16 protein-coding genes and 3 pseudogenes are annotated in these 17,201 nt (G+C 69.3%); 9 read left to right on the top strand and 10 right to left on the bottom strand.

The genetic code is table 11. From position 1 onward, the window contains the following. Positions 1-159 precede the first annotated feature (159 nt). Positions 160-576: pseudogene (locus ADL29_RS22415) on the top strand (alpha/beta hydrolase); the annotation flags it as partial. 115 nt (positions 577-691) lie between these two features. On the opposite strand, the gene ADL29_RS22410 reads toward ADL29_RS22415, so the two are convergent. After that, positions 692-1,501, bottom strand: a complete 810-nt coding sequence (locus ADL29_RS22410) for a hypothetical protein (RefSeq protein WP_245689584.1) — start codon at positions 1,499-1,501, stop codon at positions 692-694. 250 nt (positions 1,502-1,751) lie between these two features. Here ADL29_RS22410 and ADL29_RS22405 point away from each other — a divergent pair, with 250 nt between their 5' ends. Beyond that, positions 1,752-2,120, top strand: a complete 369-nt coding sequence (locus ADL29_RS22405; protein ID WP_053925401.1) for a hypothetical protein — start codon at positions 1,752-1,754, stop codon at positions 2,118-2,120. Positions 2,121-2,415: 295 nt separating this feature from the next. Here ADL29_RS22405 and ADL29_RS46655 read toward each other — a convergent pair. Beyond that, positions 2,416-2,508 (bottom strand): annotated as a pseudogene (locus tag ADL29_RS46655) (IS5/IS1182 family transposase); the annotation flags it as partial. A gap of 711 nt (positions 2,509-3,219) precedes the next feature. Between ADL29_RS46655 and ADL29_RS22400 the strand changes: the two are divergent. Then, positions 3,220-3,750 carry a hypothetical protein gene (locus ADL29_RS22400; protein ID WP_053925400.1) on the top strand — a complete coding sequence of 177 codons (531 nt, stop codon included), beginning with the start codon at positions 3,220-3,222 and terminating at the stop codon, positions 3,748-3,750. After that, positions 3,747-5,408 (top strand): M48 family metalloprotease, encoded by a 1,662-nt coding sequence (locus ADL29_RS22395; RefSeq protein ID WP_107095047.1) that lies wholly within the window; start codon positions 3,747-3,749, stop codon positions 5,406-5,408. The genes ADL29_RS22400 and ADL29_RS22395 overlap by 4 nt, the downstream gene beginning before the upstream one ends. Before the next feature lie 459 nt (positions 5,409-5,867). On the opposite strand, the gene ADL29_RS22390 is transcribed toward ADL29_RS22395, so the two are convergent. Continuing rightward, on the bottom strand, positions 5,868-6,296 hold the full coding sequence (locus ADL29_RS22390) for a VOC family protein (RefSeq protein WP_053925398.1): 429 nt from the start codon (positions 6,294-6,296) through the stop codon (positions 5,868-5,870). Positions 6,297-7,036: 740 nt separating this feature from the next. On the opposite strand from ADL29_RS22390, the gene ADL29_RS22385 reads away from it, so the two are divergent. Together ADL29_RS22385 and ADL29_RS22375 are read left to right on the top strand one after the other, a co-directional pair. Beyond that, on the top strand, positions 7,037-8,479 hold the full coding sequence (locus ADL29_RS22385) for an NAD-binding protein (protein ID WP_245689583.1): 1,443 nt from the start codon (positions 7,037-7,039) through the stop codon (positions 8,477-8,479). 344 nt (positions 8,480-8,823) lie between these two features. Further along, a protein-coding gene (locus ADL29_RS22375) for an IS5 family transposase (RefSeq protein ID WP_169795253.1) occupies positions 8,824-9,623 on the top strand; the annotation gives its coding sequence in 2 pieces (ribosomal slippage) (positions 8,824-9,163 and positions 9,163-9,623; 801 coding nt in all). A 60-nt stretch (positions 9,624-9,683) separates the two neighbouring features. Here ADL29_RS22375 and ADL29_RS22370 read toward each other — a convergent pair. From ADL29_RS22370 to ADL29_RS22360, 3 genes are all read right to left on the bottom strand, one after another. Further along, on the bottom strand, positions 9,684-10,553 hold the full coding sequence (locus ADL29_RS22370; RefSeq protein ID WP_053925395.1) for a recombinase family protein: 870 nt from the start codon (positions 10,551-10,553) through the stop codon (positions 9,684-9,686). 108 nt (positions 10,554-10,661) lie between these two features. Continuing rightward, positions 10,662-11,531: a PhzF family phenazine biosynthesis protein gene (locus tag ADL29_RS22365; protein ID WP_053925394.1), complete on the bottom strand. Its 870-nt coding sequence runs from the start codon at positions 11,529-11,531 to the stop codon at positions 10,662-10,664. Between the two features lie 112 nt (positions 11,532-11,643). Next, positions 11,644-11,955 carry an EthD family reductase gene (locus ADL29_RS22360; RefSeq protein WP_053925393.1) on the bottom strand — a complete coding sequence of 104 codons (312 nt, stop codon included), beginning with the start codon at positions 11,953-11,955 and terminating at the stop codon, positions 11,644-11,646. Positions 11,956-12,290: 335 nt separating this feature from the next. Between ADL29_RS22360 and ADL29_RS22350 the strand changes: the two genes are divergently transcribed. Further along, a complete protein-coding gene (locus tag ADL29_RS22350; RefSeq protein ID WP_053925391.1) occupies positions 12,291-12,587 on the top strand; it encodes a winged helix-turn-helix transcriptional regulator in 297 nt (98 codons plus the stop codon). Between the two features lie 58 nt (positions 12,588-12,645). On the opposite strand, the gene ADL29_RS22345 is transcribed toward ADL29_RS22350, so the two are convergent. After that, positions 12,646-12,897 carry a Tn3 family transposase gene (locus ADL29_RS22345; protein ID WP_053925424.1) on the bottom strand — a complete coding sequence of 84 codons (252 nt, stop codon included), beginning with the start codon at positions 12,895-12,897 and terminating at the stop codon, positions 12,646-12,648. Between ADL29_RS22345 and dmpG the strand changes: the two are divergent. Then, positions 12,779-13,654: pseudogene (gene dmpG, locus ADL29_RS22340) on the top strand (4-hydroxy-2-oxovalerate aldolase). The gene ADL29_RS22345 and the pseudogene dmpG overlap by 119 nt on opposite strands. 87 nt (positions 13,655-13,741) lie before the next feature. Here dmpG and ADL29_RS22335 read toward each other — a convergent pair. Beyond that, positions 13,742-15,484: a M28 family peptidase gene (locus ADL29_RS22335; protein ID WP_425424267.1), complete on the bottom strand. Its 1,743-nt coding sequence runs from the start codon at positions 15,482-15,484 to the stop codon at positions 13,742-13,744. A gap of 555 nt (positions 15,485-16,039) precedes the next feature. Between ADL29_RS22335 and ADL29_RS43595 the strand changes: the two genes are divergently transcribed. Further along, a complete protein-coding gene (locus ADL29_RS43595) occupies positions 16,040-16,270 on the top strand; it encodes a VOC family protein (RefSeq protein ID WP_053925389.1) in 231 nt (76 codons plus the stop codon). Positions 16,271-16,506: 236 nt separating this feature from the next. Here ADL29_RS43595 and ADL29_RS22325 read toward each other — a convergent pair whose 3' ends face one another. Together ADL29_RS22325 and ADL29_RS46080 are read right to left on the bottom strand one after the other, a co-directional pair. After that, a complete protein-coding gene (locus tag ADL29_RS22325) occupies positions 16,507-16,803 on the bottom strand; it encodes a hypothetical protein (RefSeq protein ID WP_053925388.1) in 297 nt (98 codons plus the stop codon). Positions 16,804-16,966: 163 nt separating this feature from the next. Beyond that, on the bottom strand, positions 16,967-17,089 hold the full coding sequence (locus tag ADL29_RS46080; RefSeq protein WP_281181920.1) for a hypothetical protein: 123 nt from the start codon (positions 17,087-17,089) through the stop codon (positions 16,967-16,969). Positions 17,090-17,201 lie beyond the last annotated feature (112 nt).

Raw genomic sequence — 17,201 nt, 5'->3', positions numbered from 1 at the left:
GGCCACGGCGACCACTGCTCTTTTCCGGAGGCCGTGCGAGAGAACGAGGAGGTGGTACCCGTGAACGCAGTATCGACATGGGTGCTTCCCTCCGGGGGCACGGTCGGGCGATAGGTCGTCCGGGAGCGCCGTTCACGAGCACTCCCGAAAGGCACGACCATGCAATTCACTTCCGAACGGCGCCTCGACGACGGCGCCCTCGAACGCGAATTCACCCTCGGTGAGATCCCTGGCACCCTGTGGACGCCTGAATCCACCGCACTGCCCCGCTGATCCTGATGGCTCACAACGGCGGCTTGCACAAGCGGGAACCGCGGCTGGTGGCCCGGGCCCGGCAATCCGCTGCGTACGGCTACGCGGTGGCCGCCATCGACCACCCCCGGGGACGGCGACCGGCCCTGTTCCGCCGTCGATGAGCAGGCTCGCGCCGACCTCCGCCGGGCGATGGCGGCCGGCGAGCCGGTCGACGAGATCTTCGAGTCCTTCGTCGTACCGCTGGTCGAAAAGGCGGTCCCGGAATGGCGGACCACCCTGGACGCCCTCCTTTCGCTGCCCGAGATCGGCGGCCCGATCGGGTAGGCGGCGGCCTGCGTATCCCTCGCACACGCCGGATTGGCGGATTCGTGACCTGTCGATCGCCGCATGCCGCTGATGCACGAGGGCCGCGCCCGGGTTGGGGCCGTGTGTGTTGTCAGGCCGCGTCCGCTGGTGGCCGGTCGTCGATGATGATGCGGGTTACGGGTGGGCAGTCGTTGCCGGGGTGGTGGTGGGCGTCGGCTTGGTCGGTGTCGACTTTGCGCAGAGCGGTGCCGATGCGTTCGTAGATTGCGCCGGCGAATTTTCGGGTCCCGAGGCGCGCGGCGGGGTCGTGCTGGGTGGTGCGTAGTGCGTCGAGTGTGGCGATGAGGGTGCGGCCTGAGATCTCGGCTTGGATGAGGCCGTTGGCTTCCTTGACACCTGCGGGGAGCCGGAAGTGTTGACCGTGGCTGGATTGGGTGACGAGGAAGTCCCAGTGGTCTCGGTGGCAGGTGAGTTGGGCGTATGCGATGCGGGCGGCGAGGGTGAGGAGTTGTTCGAAGTCGCCAGGGTCGGGGTCTGCCTGTTCAGGCAGCGGCTGGGTGGGGGCCGGCGCCGGTTCTGCTGTGGCGGCTTCGGGGCGCCCTGGTCCATCGGCGCGGAGCGCGGCGGCTTCCGCACGCCAGCCTTCGACGGCCGCTCGGAGGCTGGCGAATTCGGCGAGGAGTCGCGTGCTGCCGTGGTCGGCCTTGGGCGGCTGTTGGCGGACGTCGTCGCGTAAGGCCTGGAGTTCGCTGTGGATGGCGTCGACGCGGGCGTGGGCGGCGGCTGCGGAGTCGCGGGCGCTTTGTGCCGCGGTGAGGGTGGATTCGACGACGACACGCATTCCTGAGACGGCGTTCTCCAGCTTGCCGGGTAGCTCGTTGAAGAGCTGTCGCTGGATTTCGCCGATGGCGGTAACGATGCGTTCGCTTGTGAAGACCATGTGTTCCCCCCTGGGTGCTGGTGCCGCGCTGATGCTCCCCTGTGATGATCGGGTTGATGCGGCAGCTTTCGGCCGCCGTCGACTTGGGGGTGCATTGGCGCGCGCGGTGTTGCGTTGGGGCTGTGACCGCCCACCCTTCCCCGCGCGCGACCCTGCGCGCGCCGCTATTCGTGCTCGCGTCGCGCTGAGATCGTAGGTGGTGGTGGCTGACGCGTTGCGCGGCGTTCGTCCCTGCGGAAGGAAGCCTGCCATGAATGGTAACCCCCTTCGAATCCTGTCCCTCGCGGCCGCGGCTGTTGCGACCGCCACCACCCTGGCCATCTCAACGGGGCCCGCTCAGGCTTTGGTGGGGGTCGACTTCCTCGACCGCAACAGCGACGGCCTGCCGCTGCAAAATGAGGTGGACGGTGATCAGAATGGCTGCAAGGTAGACAGCGACGTACCCGGCACCACCGAGCTGGACGTCGCGAACGCCACCACCAGGGCCGTTGAGGTCTGGCTGAACAAGAGCAACTGCTCCGGCACTCCTGATGCGGTGATCCCAGCAGGCCAGTTGATGCGGGTGTTTGACAGCGGCCACCAGATCGGAATTCACACCTGGTCGCACCCCGCCACCTGATCTGTGAAGGTATCGGAGCGGGGGGCTGCGGCTGCTGAGGATGCGTGGGCTCGGTGGACGCGGTCGTTGGACTGCCGGCAGTGCCCCGGCAGCGATTCCGCGGGAGGGTGTGGTCGCTGTGTGGCTGTCGTGGAGAGGCAGCTCCTACGACGTCACACCGGAAAAGCTGTGGTGATCTGAGCGTAGGCGCGCGGCCGCCGGCCAACTCGGGCCGGTGAACTCCGGTCACAGCATTGGCTCTTAAGCCAGGTAGTTCCGGGGATCACGTTCGTGGCGGGGGATGAGTCAGCCAGTCAGCCAGCCAGGAGACGGTCCGCTCGATCACCCAACTACGCCGCCCCGATCCTTCGCTGGACTCGATGCCCTTGCGTGCAATGCGGACGCCAATGTGTTTGCCGCGGAGCCTTCGAGGCTTGAAGTACCGGCCGCGGTGGGGGCGTGTCTCGTTTGATGGCCGACCGCCATCGGCTTCGGCCCTTCGCTGTCGTGGACGTTGGCGGCGGAGACGCCGACGGCCAGGGGCAGTCCGTTCCCGTCCGATGGGATATCCCAAAGCAGGGCGCCAGCGCACGCCCGGCACGGCCACTGCCCAGTACGTAGACGATCGCCGCGAGCACGTCTCATCAAGCGTGTCCTGCGTACCACCGCCCTGCGGCCGCACCCTCGACGGCGGGATCAACGCCCTCGCTACGTCTCTGGTCCCTGGCATGCCGCGTTCCTCTGCCGCATGAAGGTGACCGACGGACGCTCGTGGCGCATCTCGAAGTTCCTCTCGTCCACGCGGGGTTGAGGTGTCAGCGTCGTGCGATGGCGCAACAGTTCTACGGCCGTTGCCGGAGCTCCGGGTGGACTTGCGCCGGGACTGGTTCTGCGCCCAGGCCATAAGGGCGCCCCCCGGCGTAAAGTACGGGCACACACCCGGCCCGAGCCCGCCCAGGGGCGCAGGATCCGGCGACGCGGACCACTGGGGCCACCCGTGCCGTACTGGGGGAGCCCTGCGCTGAGCTTTGTGCACAACTGGCTGAGCTTTGTGCACAACTTTTGGCATCCTGGAGGAGTTTGTCCTCCACGCAGGGTTGAGCGGTGAGGGGACGACGAGGTGTCGCAACACTCCGAGCAGAGACCGAACCCACCGACCGGCACCATCACCGTCTCGCGCGATGAGTTCGCGCGGCGTGTGGTGGCGAGGGTCGCGCCCGAAGAACTGCCCGCCTTCGCGCTGCTCTCACGGCCGCGCGCCCGCGCGCCCAGGGTGCGTGACACGCCGTTGGGCAGTGGTCTGGACGAAATGGTGGGGGCCGTCACCCCGGTGGGGGTACTGGTCAGCGGTTGGGCGCTGACCGCGGTTGCGGGCGGCGCCGCCGAGGAGATCAAGAACCGCAGCATGCGACTGACCCGGTCTCTGCTCGACCGGCTGCCGCAGCGTATGCGGCGCCGGGCGGAGACCGAGGAGGTGGAGGTGGCCGTCGAGGCGCTGAGCGCGGAGCAACTCGGCAGGGTACGCGCGTCGGTGCAGGCCAAGGCGGTGGCGCTGGGGATGCCGGAGGACCAGGCGGGAGTGCTCGCCGATGCTGTGGTCGGCGAACTGGCGCTGCTGAGGACCGGCGGGGATCAGGAGCCGGCAACGTGAATGCCTCCTCTGCTTCGCGACATTCCGCCTCGCTCGACATCGAGGCGTTCCCCTCCGATATGTCATTGATGCTGATCCTGCTGGTGGTCACGGTCCTGGGCCAGGATCTGTTCTTCGCCCTGTGGATGGCCACGTTGCAGGCACCGGTGACGGAGCTGTGCACAGGTGCGCCCCTGGACTGTCCGAGGGACCCCGGCGCGATGGTCAGCGGCACGTTCAACTACCTTCTGATGCTGCTCACGCCCGGCATCGTGATCGGTCTGCACACCAGCCGGCGCCGGCACCGGCGGTCCACGCCGCTGGCCGAGACTCCGTTCCACGGCGCCGCCGAGGCGGTGGCGGGCCTGATCAGGGAAGCCCGGCTGCGCCGGGAGCCGGTCGTCATGGTGGACCGGCGGCTGACGTCGGGAGCGTACGTCACCGGGCAGCGACGTCGGCCTCTGCTGATGCTCGGCCCGGAACTGCTGGTGCTGCGCGAGAAGGGCGACCATGGCCGGCGGATCTTCGAGGCCGTGGTCCGGCACGAGCTGGCGCATCTGCGCGGCAGGGATCTGCAGACATACAACGTGCTGACGGTGTTCCGCCCCTCCAACCTGTTCGCCGGGGCCTTCATCGCCTTCGCCATGACCCTGGAACTGCTCAACCGCAGGGCCACGCCGGGAGATCTGGTGGTAGCCCTGGCCCGGGCCCTCCTGCTCACACTGCTCGGCGAGCTGATCGCCCGCGCCTACCTGCGGATCCGCGAGCACCATGCGGACCTGCAGGCCGGAATGACCGACCAGGAGGGGTTGCTCGCCGCCCTCGGCGCAGAGACCGGCAGGGCGGACGGGACGGGTGCGGCACGGCTGCGGTCCTGGCTTCGCCACCACCCCATGGGCATCGACCGGCTGGACGTGGCCAGGACACCGGGACGCGTCCTGGCCTCCTCGCCGGGGCGGGTGTTCCTCGGCGCGACCGTCGCCGGTGTGCTGCTGCCCATGCTCCAGGACCTGCTGCTGCGGTTCTACGGGCCGAGGGACGGATCCTTCACACTGGTTCTTTGCGGGCTGCTCGTCGGGGTGGGGCTGACCCTGTTCGTGGGCTTCACCCTGTGGCGCCACCAGTGGTACGCGGGAAGCCCGGCCCTGGCCCGGCTCGGGCGGTCGGCGCTCACCGGCCTGATCGTGGCCGGCGGGATAGTGGCAGGGAGCTGGCTCGCGCTCTACACGAGGGTCTCCGGCTACGGCCTCTCCGGCACCCCGCTGGCCCCGTCGTTCCTGGCCGCGGTGGCCACCGCAGCAGTGCTGCTGTGCGGCTGGCTCACGCTGGTCGGGGCCCAGTGGTTCCGGGGCGACCCCCAGGCGCAACGCATTCCGCGGTTCCTGAAGCTGGCCGTTGTTCCCGCGTGCCTGATCGGCGGGTGGCTGATGGCCGGTGTCTGGACGTGGGGAGTGGGCCTTCAGGGCGTCCTGACCGCCTGCTCAACCCAGGGGTATGTGTGTCCGACGAGCACGCCGGAGCGAGACGTCGCAGGCGCGGTGACCGGATCCTTCGGCACGGGACCGGTTCCGGTGATGGTGGCTCTCATCGCTCTGGCCGTCCCGCTGGCCGCCCGGTTCACCGCACCGGTCAACGGGAGGCTTTCGCGTGCTGCCCGGCCGCCGCGGCGCACGCCCTGATCAGCGGAGCGACACATGGACGCGGAGGACGCCCCGCGCGGGTCCTCCTCGGTGCCGGTCAGCTCGAAGTCCACGACGCCGCTCTTCACCGTCGACGTGCCGCCGCGCGCCGCGGCGCCTGGCGCTGGTCACGGTGGTGCAGAGACGCGGGCCAGCGGTCGTCCGAATGGTGGACCATGAGCGGCGCGCAACGAGGGCTGGGCGGCTAAGGGTTGTTGTCCCGTAACTGCTGGTCACGGGTGAGGTGAATCTCGTGGTGCCTGGTGTGATCACGGCATCGGACCCGTCCTGGACAGCCCCTGCACCGCCGCGAACGCGGCCAGACCGAACAGCATTCACACCACGATGCTCGGCATCGCCCGACTGCACAACCTCGCCCTCACGGGATAACTCCCGCCCCATACGGGACCGGAGAGGTCCGAGGAAGGCGGCTCCCCACCCCTCCGGCTCGGAGAAGGCTCAGTCGATACAGAACTCGTTGCCCTCGATGTCCAGCATCGGGATGCACGCATCATTGCCGTCATACAGCGTTTGCACGTGTACCGCGCCGAGCGGGACCAGTCGTGCGCATTCGGCCTCCAGTGCGGCGAGGCGCTCCTGCCCCACGAGGCCGGTGCCGACCCGCACATCAAGATGCACCCGGTTCTTGACGGCCTTCCCCTCGGGAACGCGCTGGAAGTACAGTCGCGGGCCCACACCTGAGGGATCACTGCAGGCGAACCATGCATCCCGCTGCTCAGGTGGCTGCGAGCACTTGAAATCGTCCCAAGTGGCAAAGCCCTCCGGTGGCGGCGGTACGACGTACCCCAACACCTCACACCAGAAACGAGCGAGACGCTCAGGTTCTGCGCAGTCAAAGGTGACTTGAAACTTCTTGATCGCTGACATCGGCGCAACATACCAGGGGGGCCTCTGCCTCCCACCGGTGGTCCCTGGGATCGAATTTTGACCAACCACCTTCATGCCAAAGATCAGTTACGGGACAACCCTTGGCTACTTGCCCCTGAAGAATTCGAAGTTGCCGCCGGTTGGCCTTTGGGGAGAGCTGGTGCGGGTTGTCGGTGGCCGCGACAGACGAGAGGGGTCGTCGGCGGCCGGGGGCGGTGGTGGTGTTGCGGGTCGCCGGGGGCAGGACATGTGGTGGGACGTGCTGGAGAGTTGGTGTCGAAGCCCGTATCAGCCACCTCAAACGCAGTTTCGGCTTCCGTCGCACCCGCCTCCGCCGCCTGACCGGCGCCCAGACGTGGGCCGGACTCGGAATCTGGTCGGAGCCGGAATCTGACAGCGAGCCTGCGGACAGCGCCGTTCGGGAGCGCTCGCCCGGGGCGGCCAGGCACCTCGTCTTTCCATGCGGCTTCCGGCAGGCGGCACGGCGGCTGATGGTACGCGCGCACAACATCACCGCCGCAGCCTTGGCCCATAGAACAGATTCCTGAGGACGCTCGCGTTCTAGCGTGAGTTCGGCCATGCCGCCGACCGATGCGCAAGGGGACTCCATGGCCGCCCTTCCCTCCGCCCGACAGACCCGTACCGCTCCGACGACCGCTCCGCCTCCGACCTCGCAGGAGGACGGCAAGGGGCGCTGGTCAAGGGACGGAATGCCAGGTGAACGGGGCGATGACGCTCCCGTGCCCCCTCCGCCCGCGGATCAGGTCGAAGAGACCGGCGCGCACCTGGCGCAGGGCCCGGGCGGCGGGGATACCGGATTCGTGGTGATCGGGGCGACGACGCTGGCCCGCCGGGTCTGTGCCTCTCTGCGGGAGGGCGGACACCCGGTCGACCACCTGGCGGCGCCGGACGACCAGGACCTTCGCCGGGCGCTCGCCGCTCGGCCGGCCGGGGTGGCCGTCCTGGTGGACGACGATCTGTCCGCGCTGCGTCATGCGCTCGCCGTACGTCATGTCTGCGACACCGTCCGGATCGTGGTCACCGTCTTCGACCGCACTGTGGCGCAGCAGCTCGAGTTGCTGCTGCGCGACTGTGTGCCGGTCTCACCGGCCGACCTCTTGGCACCGACGCTGGCCGGTCTGTGCGTCGACCCCGATGTGCTGGCTGTCTGGGGCGACGGGCACGGCGCGGTGGCGGTCCGTCAGCAGGAGGGGCGGCTGGTGGAGACGGCGTGGCGGGCCGCTCCGGCGGTCCGGCGGCGCGCGCTGCTGGGCCGGCTGCGGGGGCAGTTGCAGCCTCATGACGCGGACGCCCGTCTGCTGCTCATCGGTCTGTTCGGCATCCTGGCCGTACTGGCCCTGGACTGGATATGGCTGGCCGGGGTGTTCCACAAGCCGGTCAGCACCGCCTTCCTGGAAGCCGCCCGGGTCGTGGCCGGGGTGGGCCCGGCCACGCCGCACGCCGGCCATCCCGGGTACGAGATTTTGTCCGGGGTGGCGATGTTGTTGACGGTCGGTTTCACAGCGCTGCTGACCGCGGGCATCGTCGACCGGGTTTCCGGGCCGCGGCTGGTCGGCGTCCTGGGGCCGCGGGTGCTGCCCCGTGCCGGCCATGTCATCGTCGTGGGGCTGGGACAGGTGGGGCTGCGGCTGTGCCAGACACTGCGTCAGCTGGGGGTCCCGGTGGTCGGGGTCGAGCGCGAGCCGACCGCTCCGAACCTGCGTCTTGCCCGGTCGATGGGGATACCGGTGGTCCTGGCACACGGTGGGGACCGAGCGGTTCTGGCGCGGCTGGGCCTGGGGCGGGCGTGCGCGCTCGCCGCCGTCGGCTCCGATGAGCTGGACAACATCGCCGTCGCGGTCGCCGCCCATGGTGTGGCACCTGACATCCGGGTGGTGCTGCGGGCCGGTGAGGACGAGGCGATCGCCGAGACCCGTTCGCTGCTGCCCCTCGGGCTGACCCGCGACATCATCAGGACCAGTGCGGCGCATGTGGCCGCACATCTCACCGCCCACCCGGCCGGCGCGGTGCCCCGCCGTGTGGTGGCCGGCGCCGACTGCGACTACGTCGACCTGCCCGGACGAGGTCTCGTCCGCCGGCCCGTCCCGGCCGGGGACGACTGCGCTCATGTTTCCGGCGGCGGCGAGCGCGACACCGCACAGAGCGTGCCCGGGATGCGCTGAGCGCGGCGCCGCCCCTCCCCGCAGCGCGTGAGCGCCGCTCGGCCGGGACAGGGTGGGTTGGCGGGTTGGCTCGGCCCCGTGTCGTTGCCGGCGATGTCGATCAGGCTGAGGACGAGCTTGTCGAGCTCTCCGGCTCGCCAGGCGAGTACCACGCGGCTGGGGCGGTGGCCGGTGACGGGCACGAAGCGGCGGCGCCTCCGCCTCGGAGGACGCTGCGGCGGTCGATCATGTCGCTTCCTTGTCTACAAGATCACGCTCGGGGAAGGGGGGTGAGCCTTAGAGGGGGGTGAGTCTTAGACGTCATCTCATTTGGCTGGTTCGGTAGGCTGTCGGTCGTGGTGGGGATCGTTGAGCGGCTGGTGCCGGACGAATTGTGGGAGTTGTTCCAGCGGGTTGTCCCGGAGGCTCCCTCGAGACCTCAGGGCGGTGGCCGACGCCGGCATGGTGACCGGGAGGTGCTGGCTGCAATCGTGTTCGTGGCCACGTCAGGCTGTACCTGGCAGCAGTTGCCCGCAGCGTCGTTCGGGCCGTCAGGGGCGACGGCCCATCGGCGATTTGCTGAGTGGACGAAGGCCAGGGTGTGGGCCAAGCTCCGCCGCCTGGTCCTCGACGAGCTCGGCTCCCGCGGCGGGCTGGACTGGTCCCGCTGCGCGATCGACTCGGTGAACATGCGGGCCTTGAAAAGGGGGACCTGACAGGTCCGAATCCTGTCGACCGGGGCAAGTACGGGTCGAAGATCCACTTGATCACCGAGCGGACCGGTCTGCCTCTCTCCGTCGGAATCTCGGGGGCGAACCTGCACGACAGTCAGGCCCTGATCCCCCTGGTGAAGGGCATACCGCCGATCCGATCCCGCCGGGGACGCCGACGGCGCAGGCCGGGAAAGCTCCACGCCGACAAGGGCTACGACTACTCCCACCTGCGGCGATGGTTACGCGGGCGCGGTATCACGCACCGCATCGCCCGCAAGGGGGTCGAGACGTCCCAGCGGCTGGGCCGTCACCGCTGGACCATCGAGCGCACCATGGCGTGGCTCGCCGGCTGTCGCCGCCTTCACCGACGCTACGAGCGCATGGCCGAGCACTTCCTCGCCTTCACCAGCATCGCCTGCACTCTCATCTGCTACCGCAGACTCGCCAAATGAGATGACGTCTTAGGGGTGTGACCCAGATACGGCCCAAACGGGCCATGGGATGATCTTGGTCTAGTCGGCCTCGGCGAGCGCGCGGTAGAGCGAGGCGACGGACGGGTTCCTGCCGGCGTTCTTGCCGGTCTTGATGGTGAGCTTCTTGGCGATCTCGGGGACCGGGGTGCCTTTGGCCTCGAGCGCGACGGCAAAGGTGAGCATGTCGTCGTCAATCACCTTCGGGCGGCCGCCGTGGTTGCCCTTGGCGGCGGCGGCCTGCTGGCCTTCGAGGGTCTTCTCGCGGATGTAGTTGCGATCGATCTGCGCGGAGGCGGCCAGGACGGCGAAGAACATCGCGCCCATGCCGTTGGGGTCGTAGATGCCGGTGAGCGGGCCGGTGAGGAGTTCGAGCTGGACGCCGGCGGCCTGCAGCTGCCCGGACAGCGCCATCAGCTCGGCGGCATTGCGCGCGAGGTGCTTGAGCTCGTGGACGGTGAGGATGACCGGCTGGTCCGGGGCGGCCTCGCGGAGGTCGTACGCGAGCTTCAGCGCCTTCTCCAGCTGTGGGCGGACTTTGACGCGGGTGGAGATCTTCTCGGAGAAGACGCGCTTGCAGTTCGCGCGGTCGAGGGCGTCGAGCTGGGACTGCAGTTCCTGCTGGGCGGTGGAGCAGCGGGCGTACCCGATCCGGATCGCGGCCGCGGCCGGCGTCGGCTCGGCGGCTTCGATGCGCGGGCCCGGAACCCAGGCCCGGCCGGGACCGCGGTCGTCGGGCACGGCGACGTCGAGTTCCTCGCGGAGCGCGGGGACGAGGATGAAGCGGGCGGTGTGGTACTTGGCCGCGGTCTTGCCGCCGCGGGTGCGGCACGGGCTCCCGGCCGGAGCCTCGCATTGGGGGCAGTCGTGCCGTTCTACCGCATTTGCGGCTTGCGCGGTCGTGAGATCCACCCGGGAAGTCTCTCAGAACTGCTTTGCAGAACGCAGGAGTTTTGAGACCGCGGCGGACAGCCCCAGCCCCATGCGCGGATCGCAGAAGAGGACGGTCCAGTCGTCGCCTCAGTGTCCGTCGCGGACCACCGCTAACCCGCCGACCCGGGTCGTGATGCCCGCCGGCCCGCGTCGGGCCGAAGCGAGCACGCTGGCCGGTCGACCGAGGGTGTCGCCCTGCTCCACCTCGATCGCGACCGTCTGCGCCCCTGTCGTGTCGAGCAGGTGGGCGGCCAGGCAGCCGGTGCTGTTGGCGTTGGCGACGTCCTCGTCGACACCGATCGCCGGCGCGAACATCCGCGCCGCACCCGGTCGGCCGCCCACCGGCGGTACGTACACGAAACAGCCGAGGAGCCCGTACCGCCGGCACGCCGCTGTCAGCCTGCCGAGGTGTGGGCAGATCCTGAGCAGCGCCGACCGGTCGTGGACCGGTACCAGCATGCGTGGTGCGCCGGGCGCGGCGATCCGTGGCGCGTCGGTCGGATGCGGATCGTCCGCGGTGAGCCCGATCGCGGCGACGATCGCGGCGCGCTCGTCCGGTGCCGGGTGACGCAGCGCGACGAGGCCCTGGTCGAACCACACCTCGATGCCGGCGGGGCGGCGGATCGCGAGGGTGTCGAACGTGCGCCCGCCGGTGTGTTGGCGGTCGTTCAGCTCGCCCAGCGCGGTGCGGGTCAACCGGACGGCCTGCGCGGCAACGGTGCCGTGGCCGCAGCCGGACAGTTCGGCGGTGGCGGTGAAGAACCGGACCGGCCGGCCACCGTCCGGCGTCCGCCCCGGGCCGAGGAACGCCGCGTGCGAGGTGCCGGCCGCAGCGGCGACCGCACGCCGGTTAGCGTCCGTCGCCGCCGGGTCGTCGTCGGTGACGGCCGTGGGGCTACCGCCCTGGCCGTCGCGTCGCACGCACGCATCAACCACCGTGACATCCCGCCAGGACATCGGCCCACCTTTGACGCTCAACGAACCGGCAACCGCCAACGGCGTCCGCTGCTAGCCGGACCTGGCCTTAAGCGGCCGACCGAACGCGCGTCCCGGAGCGTACCGGCCTGCCTCAGCCGGTGCCGTCCTGCACCGGATAGTGGATGACGACCAAACCGCCGGTGGCGTAGTTGACGACATCGGCGGCCACCCGCTGGCCATGCGGCGACGCCCGCGCCGCGTGCATGGCGGCGGCGTCAGCGAAGTCGGCTTCGAAGACCGCGAAGTACGGTGCTTCTCCCTCGATCGCCGCCACGTCGAAGCTGTAGCGCCACGCAAGCAGGCCGGGCCACTTCATGACCAGCGGAAGGTGGTTGTTCACGTAGTAGTCGCGGAAGTGGTCAGGGTCGGCGGGCTCGGAATACAGGACCAACGACCTATGCATGACGACCTCCGTCCAGAGACGTCAGCTGTTCGCCCAACTCGTAGCGACCCCACCCGTGCATGGCGCCGGCCATCGGGAGGTTTCTGGCGAACATCCGGAACGGCCCGATCGGCGGGGCGTCCCCGGGCATCATGCGCGCGAGCCGTGCGCCGGCCTGATCGGTGCACGGCGGTTCCAGCAGGGCTATCCGCGACATCGGCTCTCCCGTCGAGTTCGTTTCGAAATCAGAAACGCTGGGTGGATGCTAGTGTTTCGAATAACGAAACGCAAGGAGGGTCATGCCGACGCCGCGCCCAGGAACACCGGTTCGTGGATCGACGACCGGCCGTCCCCTCATGGCCGCGCTGGACCTGTTCGGCCGTCGGTGGGCGCTGCGAATTCTCTGGGAGCTGCGTGCGGGTCCGCTCGGTGCCCGCGCGCTGCTGGCGCGGTGCGAAGGGCTGTCATCCAGCGTCCTCTACCAGCGGCTCCGCGAACTCGCATCGAGCGGGATCATCGCGCCCTCGGCCGATGGCTACGAGCTCACTCGGCTGGGGACAGCACTCCGTGATGCCCTTCGTCCGCTCGACGAATGGGCGATCGCCTGGGCGCAGGAGCAAGAACACAACGATCAGGAGCCCACGGAGAGGTGAAGGTCACGCCCGACCAGGTGGAGCGGTGATGTGACGGCCGCCGACTCGGGACACGGGCTCACGCGGCCTGCGAGAAACCCTCGGTCGCTTGCTCGTCGCCGCGCAGAGGGGTGAAGTCGACGTCCAGGCGCGGGTCGTACGCGTCGGGCTCGTCGCCGAGCTCGTGGGGGGAGTACTCGCCGAAGCGCCGGATGTGCTCGGTCAGGTACGGCGGGACCTGTGCCAGGTCCTCCGGGGCGATGTCCGTCCCCTCGGTCTGCAGCTGGCGCACGATCTCGGCCCATGGCGACGGCCTGTCCGGCTCCGGCATCACCTACGGCGTCGGCGCCCACACGGACTGGGAGTGGATCGAGGCCGTCTGCGGCGCGGTGACCCACGCGGTGCACCGAGGCCGACATCTCCGCCCAGCACATCACCGCCGCCCGCGACCTGGGCATGGACGTGTCCGGCTGCCTGATGATGTCCCACATGGCAGACCCCGCCGAACTGGCCCGACAAGCCAGGTTGGTGGAGTCCTACGGCGCGAACTGCGTCTACGTCACCGACTCGGGCGGCCACCTCACCATGGACGGCGTACGCGACCGCGTCCGCGCCTACCGCGACGTCCTCGACCCGTCCACCGAGCTGGGCATCCACGCCCACCACAAACCTCGGGCTGGGCGTGGCCAACTCGGTCGTCGCCGTCGAGAACGGTGTCATCCGAGTCGACGCCTCCCTCGCCGGACGGGAGCCGGAGCGGGCAACTGCCCCTGGAGGCGTTCGTCGCGGTCGTCGAGCTGACGGGCTGGGAGCACGGCTGCGACCTGTTCCCCCTGATGGACGCCGCCGACGACGTCGTACGCCCCCTCCAGGACCGCGAGGTGCGGGTGGACAGCGAGACCCTCACCCTCGGCTACGCGGGCGCGTACTCCGGCTTCCTGCGCCATGCCGAGAAGGCCGCTCGCCGCTACGGCATCGACGCCCGCGCGATCCTCATCGAGGTCGGTCGCCGCAAGCTGGTCGGTGGCCAGGAAGGCATGATCACCGACATCGCCCTCGACCTCGCCGCAGCCCGCACCTCCGCCTGACGCGAAAGAGCCGCACACGGTCAGTGGAAACTGCCGGAGGGGCAAGCGGCGGTGTGCAGGTGCCGTGCCCCTCCGGGTGGTCGGGGGTCAGCCGGTCTGCAGGGCCGCGTCGTCGATGACGAAGCTGGTCTGGAGGCTGGCGTCTTCGGTAGCGGTGAAGGTCAGGGTGATCTGCTGTCCGATGTAGGGGGTCAGGTCCAGGGTGCGCTGGGTGTAGCCGGTCGCGGCGTCGGTGTTGGAGAGGGTCGTCAGGGTGGTGTTGCCCACCTTGACCCCGAAGGTGTCGTAGGCGACGCGGTCGGTCTCGTCGGTGTCGATGTGCAGCCAGTAGGTCAAGGTGGCTTTGGTGCACCCGGAGGGCAGGGTCACCGACTGGCTGAGGGAGTCGGTGGCCGAGGAGCCGTAGCCGCCGAGCCAGGCGAACCGGCTGCCGCTGTGGGCGGACCGGCCCGAGTGGGCACCGATCGTGCCGGTGTCACCCGTCCACGGTGCGGTGCCGTTCTCGAACCCTCCGTTGGTGAGGAGCTGTTGGCCGGTGCAGCTTCCGGTCCCCTTGACCGTCAGGGTGAAGGTCGTGCGGTGGGCGACGGATCCGGTGCCGGTGACGGTGAGGGGGTAGGTGCCGGGGGCCGCGCTCGGCGCCGTGGCGACGGTCATGGTGGAGCTGCCGCCGGAGGTCACCGAGGCGGGGCTGAAGGAGACGGTGACGCCTGCCGGGGCGCCGGATGCCGACAGTTCCACGGTCTGGGCGGAGCCCTTGGTGGTCGCCGTCGAGAGTGTGCTGGTGGCCGTGCCACCGGGGTCGACGGTGCCCGTGGCGGGGGTGACGGCCAGGGAGAAGTCGTTCGCGGGGGTGGAGTTGGCGACGGCGAGCTTCCAGAGGGTGTAGGCGATGCCGTCCACGCTGCGGTTCAGTCCGGTGCTGTTGATGTTGCTGGTGGTGTCGCAGGACTGGTGGTAGCAGGAGTCGTAGGCGCGATTGGCCGTGCCGCCCCATTTGGCCGCCTGCGCGGAGGTCTTTCTCGCGCCGGCTCCCATCGCGTACCCGGAGGTCGCGATGCCCGCCTGTTCGAAGGAGTAGTCGTCGGAGCGGCCGGCGCCCTCGGTGTTCTCCTCCGGCTGGAGGCTGAGCGAGTCCCAGTACGCCTTCATCGGCTGGGCGGCCGCGGAGTTGACGTGGTTGATGAAGTAACCGCCGTTGGTCGAGGCGATCATGTCGAAGTTGTAGTACGCCTTGATCTTCGAACGCTCGGTGGCGGACAGGGAACTGACGTAGAAGTCGGAGCCGTTGAGGCCCTGCTCCTCGTCCGTCCACCAGCCGAAGCGGACCCGGGCCGCCATGGCGGGGTTCTGCTCCGCGAGGGTGAGCGCCGTCTCCAGCAGGGCGGCCGAGCCGGAGCCGTTGTCGTTGATGCCGGGGCCGGCCCCGACGCTGTCGAGGTGGGAGCCGAACATGTACACCGTGCCGGCGTCACCCTGGGGCCATTCGGCGATCAGGTTGGGTCCGGCGCCGTTGGAGCAGCCGGAGGTGCAGGGCTGCTCGGTGACCGTGTAGCCGGCCGCCTGGAGCTTGTTCTTGACGTAGGCGACGGAGTCCCGGTAGCCCTGGCCGCTGGATTTGCGGGTGCCGCCGTTGCGGGTCGCGATGGCGTTCAGCTCGGTGAGATGTGCCTGGACCTTGGCCACGTCGATGTCCGGGGCGTCGCCGACCGCGGCCCTGCCGACGACGGGTGGGGTGGTGGCCGGTTGCGCCTGCGGTGCGGCCGCCGCCGTGGGTGCTGCGGTCAGCAGCGCCGTTCCGAGGATGGTGGCGAGCGATACACCGGCCACCGCGAGTCTTCGTAACACCATGGCTCCTTGAGGGGGTAGCGAGTTCGCCGACGGAGGTTCTGGTGGAACGCCGGGTCGGGCAGCGTCCTGTCGTCGTCCTGCTGTCTTCGACGGGGTGGGGCTTGGCACGGCAGGCGGACGCCATACCGATGACCGAGGACGGCATGTCCATGACCAGGCGGCCGTACCATCACATCGAGACAGGCGCGGCGTCAACGGAAGTTCCCACGCGGAGCGGTGTTTGTCGGAAAATGGCAGGCGCCGCCCGATATCCGGGCACTCGCCGGTGGGCGACGGCCGGCCGGGGCGGCTGCTGCGACGCTTCGATACTTCGATACTTCGAGGGCCCGCGACGGCATCTACTGCGTCAGGTGGCCGATGGCGCGATCATCGCGTGGTGATCGATGCGATTGCCTGGAAGTTCCGGACGGGGGCGCAGTGGGTCCATCTGCCCGAGAAGGCCATCTACCTGGCCGGACTCCACATCGCAGGCATCTTCTCTGGTCCGCCCGATGATTCGAACGAACGTGGGGTCATGGCTTACGACAAGGTCCCATGGCCTGGTTCGAAATCGGCACCGCCGACATCGAGGCGTCCAAGGCCTTCTCCGCAGGCGCCTTCGGGTGGAACCACCTCCACGACACGGGTGTCACCAGCAGGCCGTACTTCGCCGCCGTCACCCCTGGAGCCGAGTGCGGCAGCGGTGGCCACGGAACGACACCCCAACCGACCTGGTGGGAGGAGCCGTTGTCCACGATCCAGGACATGCCTTTCGCGCTCGCGTAGGGTTCCCGGCTCATGGCCTGGGTGACCGGGGCCATGGACGAGTCGATTCCGGTTGGCGCCTCCAGGGCGATCCGCGCGAGGGAACGCCCGCGTGCCGTACGACCGGTGCCCGCATCGGCAGCCGGTACTCGCTCTTGTGACCTCAGGCAGTCTTCTTCAACCGCTTGCGGGTGGCGGCGGTCAGGGGCACCGGACAGACATGACGCCTCGCTGTCCCGCCTGGGCAGCAAGCGACGTCACGCAGCCGCCTCCTCGCAGACGTCCTCGAAGACCCCCACCAGATCGGTACTCTCCACGAGCTCGGCAAGCCGCTCGAGCGCGTCGGGGCGAGTCAGCGAAGCACGCCGTTCCTCGAACTCGGCCAGGGACATGTCCAGATGGAGAATCGTGACCACCTGCCGGTCATCAGCCGTATTGCGCGCGATGTTTACCGGTACCGGGTACTTGTCGTTGCCCTCGGGCCACCATGCGTCCTTGAACTGCTCATAGGTCACGCCCGGCTTCAAGGTCCGCACGAACACCGCTCTCAGCATCGCCACTCCCTGTCCAGATCGACATCCCGTGATGTAAGCCTATGCACCGGCGCACTCCGTGCCGGGAACGGCCCGGACGGACACACCCCCCCGACCGGCCGCGGGCAGGGAGGTCCTGTGTGCTGCAGGGGACATCCCTGCCCTGCCGGTCCCAGGTGTGGGGCTACGAGGCGAGCCAGTTGAGGAGCCAGGTGGCGGCGGCTCGGGCGGTGCCGGCGATGACACTGGTCAGGATCGCGCGGGCCAGGGTCAGGCGTTCGCGGCGGGTTGGACGCTTGCGAGGCATGGGACCTCCACAGGTCGTGGTCAGTGGGTGGTAGCCGGCCGGCTTGCTGTCCAGGTTGGAGTCCGCGCGAAGATCGACTCCCAGTTGCGGCGAGTAGCAAGTGGGCACCGTA

Source organism: Streptomyces chattanoogensis (assembly GCF_001294335.1).
In the GTDB taxonomy this organism is placed as follows: domain Bacteria; phylum Actinomycetota; class Actinomycetes; order Streptomycetales; family Streptomycetaceae; genus Streptomyces; species Streptomyces chattanoogensis.
This window is presented reverse-complemented; position numbering and strand designations above follow the sequence as displayed.

What these genes read in the sequence shown, in the direction of transcription:
- ADL29_RS22410 (WP_245689584.1), bottom strand. Translation starts at nt 1,501, where the DNA reads ATGGTCTTCACAAGCGAACGCATCGTTACCGCCATCGGCGAAATCCAG.
- ADL29_RS22405 (WP_053925401.1), top strand. Translation starts at nt 1,752, where the DNA reads ATGAATGGTAACCCCCTTCGAATCCTGTCCCTCGCGGCCGCGGCTGTT.
- ADL29_RS22390 (WP_053925398.1), bottom strand. Translation starts at nt 6,296, where the DNA reads ATGTCAGCGATCAAGAAGTTTCAAGTCACCTTTGACTGCGCAGAACCT.
- ADL29_RS22365 (WP_053925394.1), bottom strand. Translation starts at nt 11,531, where the DNA reads ATGTCCTGGCGGGATGTCACGGTGGTTGATGCGTGCGTGCGACGCGAC.
- ADL29_RS22360 (WP_053925393.1), bottom strand. Translation starts at nt 11,955, where the DNA reads ATGCATAGGTCGTTGGTCCTGTATTCCGAGCCCGCCGACCCTGACCAC.
- ADL29_RS22350 (WP_053925391.1), top strand. Translation starts at nt 12,291, where the DNA reads ATGGCCGCGCTGGACCTGTTCGGCCGTCGGTGGGCGCTGCGAATTCTC.
- ADL29_RS22345 (WP_053925424.1), bottom strand. Translation starts at nt 12,897, where the DNA reads ATGCCGGAGCCGGACAGGCCGTCGCCATGGGCCGAGATCGTGCGCCAG.
- ADL29_RS43595 (WP_053925389.1), top strand. Translation starts at nt 16,040, where the DNA reads ATGGCCTGGTTCGAAATCGGCACCGCCGACATCGAGGCGTCCAAGGCC.
- ADL29_RS22325 (WP_053925388.1), bottom strand. Translation starts at nt 16,803, where the DNA reads ATGCTGAGAGCGGTGTTCGTGCGGACCTTGAAGCCGGGCGTGACCTAT.
- ADL29_RS46080 (WP_281181920.1), bottom strand. Translation starts at nt 17,089, where the DNA reads ATGCCTCGCAAGCGTCCAACCCGCCGCGAACGCCTGACCCTGGCCCGC.